General features: G+C 49.0%; 1 protein-coding gene. It reads left to right on the forward strand.

Going from position 1 to position 1,658, the window contains the following annotated elements; all coding sequences use genetic code 11:
- A partial coding sequence (gene sucA, locus R7F07_RS24705; RefSeq protein ID WP_318110597.1) for a 2-oxoglutarate dehydrogenase E1 component occupies positions 1–1,658 on the forward strand: 1,658 nt, incomplete at both ends.

Consider the following 1,658-nt stretch of genomic DNA (forward strand, 5'->3'; position numbering starts at 1 on the left):
CAACGTCTTGAGTCTGTCGTAGGCCAGCCATCATTCAACCAAGATGAAAAACGCACGTTCCTTGAAGAGTTGACTGCAGCGGAAGGCCTTGAGCGTTATTTAGGCGCAAAATTCCCTGGTGCGAAGCGATTCTCTCTAGAAGGTGGTGATGCGCTTATCCCAATGACGAAAGAACTGATTCGTCATGCGGGTAAGAGTGGCATGCGTGAAGTGGTTATTGGTATGGCTCACCGTGGTCGTTTGAACATGCTGGTGAACGTACTGGGTAAGAAACCACAAGATCTATTTGATGAGTTCGCGGGTAAGCACGATGAAACGTGGGGTACCGGTGACGTTAAATACCACCAAGGTTTCTCTGCAGACTTCGCAACTCCTGGTGGCGATGTTCACTTAGCGCTTGCGTTTAACCCATCTCACTTAGAAATCGTAAACCCAGTGGTTATCGGTTCCGTGCGTGCACGTCAAGACCGTTTGGGTGACAACCACGGCAGCAAAGTTCTTCCTATCACTATTCATGGTGACTCTGCGATTGCTGGCCAAGGTGTAGTGGCTGAAACGTTCAACATGTCACTTGCTCGTGGTTTCTGCGTTGGCGGTACGGTTCGTATTGTTGTAAACAACCAGGTTGGCTTTACAACGTCTAACCCGCGTGACACTCGATCAACCATGTATTGTACTGACATCGCTAAGATGGTTCAGGCACCGATTTTCCACGTTAACGCCGATGATCCAGAAGCGGTTGCTTTTGTTACTCGCATTGCATTGGATTACCGCAACGAGTTCAAGCGTGATGTCGTGATTGATTTGGTTTGTTACCGTCGTCATGGTCACAACGAAGCGGATGAACCGAACGCGACTCAGCCGTTGATGTACCAAAAAATCAAAAAGCACCCAACTCCTCGTAAACTGTACGCCGATGTTCTGATTGATAAGAATGAGTCGGATATTGAAACTGCAACGCAGTTGGTGAACGAGTATCGTGATGCACTTGACCGCGGTGAAGTCGTGGTGAAAGAGTGGCGTCCGATGGCATTGCATTCTGTAGACTGGTCTCCTTACTTGGGACACGAGTGGGATATGCAATGGGAATCGACCTACGATAAGCAACGCCTTGTCGAACTAGGTAATCGTTTATGTCAGTACCCGGAAAGCCACAAGCTGCAAAGCCGAGTAAACAAGCTGTACAACGATCGCTTAGCAATGATGACAGGTGAGAAGGCTATTGACTGGGGTATGGCTGAAACATTGGCTTACGCGACATTGGTAGACGATGGTAAGCGTATCCGTATTTCTGGTCAGGACTCAGGTCGTGGTACTTTCTTCCATCGTCACTCAGTTCTTCACAACCAATCAGATGCAAGCACTTACATCCCGCTAGCGAATATCCATGACAAGCAGGGGCCTTTCCAAGTTTTTGACTCTGTGTTGTCGGAAGAAGCTGTTCTTGCATTTGAGTACGGTTATGCAACAGCTGAACCTGGCGGTTTGACCATTTGGGAAGCGCAGTTTGGTGACTTCGCTAACGGCGCACAAGTGGTTATTGACCAATTCATTTCGTCTGGTGAGCAAAAGTGGGGACGTTTGTGCGGCCTGACGATGCTTCTGCCTCATGGTTACGAAGGCCAAGGTCCGGAGCACTCATCTGCTCGTCTAGAGCG

It is taken from the genome of Vibrio sp. YT-16 (genome assembly GCF_033337405.1).
Taxonomy (GTDB): Bacteria; Pseudomonadota; Gammaproteobacteria; order Enterobacterales; family Vibrionaceae; genus Vibrio; species Vibrio alginolyticus.